At 60.5% G+C, this 899-nt stretch carries 1 protein-coding gene; it reads right to left on the bottom strand.

All coding sequences use genetic code 11. From position 1 onward, the window contains the following. Positions 1 to 147: 147 nt before the first annotated feature. Positions 148 to 693, bottom strand: a complete 546-nt coding sequence (locus tag BGE01nite_RS28805; protein WP_146856417.1) for a DUF456 domain-containing protein — start codon at positions 691 to 693, stop codon at positions 148 to 150. Between the last annotated feature and the right edge of the window lie 206 nt (positions 694 to 899).

The raw sequence follows: 899 nt of genomic DNA, 5'->3' as shown, positions 1-899 counted from the left end.
AAGGTGGAACGATGAGTGGGGTGATGACGCTGCTATCATACGTATCGAATCCCAGCGCCTTTGGGGTTGAAGAGGCGTGCGGGTAAGCTCTGCCTTTGATGGCGAAAAACCCGGCTGCGGATTCGGAGATCCGCGCTCCGTGTAAGCCTACCAAAGGATGTCGATCAGCACCGCCGCGACCATCGCGAAGGAGAGGATCAGCCTAACAACAAGTCCGACACCAGTGCCGAGCAGGGTGCCCCAGGTGCTCTTCACGGCAGGGGCCATGCGCTTCTTGGCAAAGATGAGCTCAAAGGCGAGGCCGCCGAACAGCGGCCCGAGAACGAAACCCAGCGGGGCGAAGAAGAGGCCCACGATGCCGCCCACAAACACGCCCATGATGCCCCAGCGGCTGGCGCCGAACCAGCGCGCGCCCATGGCACCTGCGGCCATGTCGACAAAATAAGAGATGACCAGCAGCAGGGCGAGGATGATCAGGCCGATCCAGCCCATGCCCTGCTCAGGCAGCAGCAAGGTATGAAGAATGCCCGCGATGAAGATGAGGAAGGGGCCGGGCAGCAGCGGCAGCACGGAGCCGATCAGGCCGATGATCAGGAGGATGATGGTCAGCGTCCACACGCTGATCACCTGCCAGGGCAGGGAGGTGACGAGGGTGGTGAACCATTCCCAGGAGTCTTGGAGCCAGTCGAGCATGCGGAGGATCTATTTACAGAGGATTACGCTGAGCGCATCTGTTCTGCGTTTGCGGTGAGGGCCAATTCTATTTTTGGGCGGGTTTTCGAATCTTGCCTGACACGGAAGTCGCGGAGCGTCCCGGAGTGCGGTGGCAAGCGCTAAGGCGCGACACCGCTCAGTGCGCAGAGAAGGTTCTCGAAATGTCAAATAACGTGTGCGCACGC

It is taken from the genome of Prosthecobacter gellanilyticus, from assembly GCF_007992435.1.
In the GTDB taxonomy this organism is placed as follows: domain Bacteria; phylum Verrucomicrobiota; class Verrucomicrobiia; order Verrucomicrobiales; family Verrucomicrobiaceae; genus Prosthecobacter; species Prosthecobacter gellanilyticus.
This window is presented reverse-complemented; position numbering and strand designations above follow the sequence as displayed.

Coding starts and splice junctions, on each gene's coding strand:
- BGE01nite_RS28805 (WP_146856417.1), bottom strand. CDS start 693: ATGCTCGACTGGCTCCAAGACTCCTGGGAATGGTTCACCACCCTCGTC.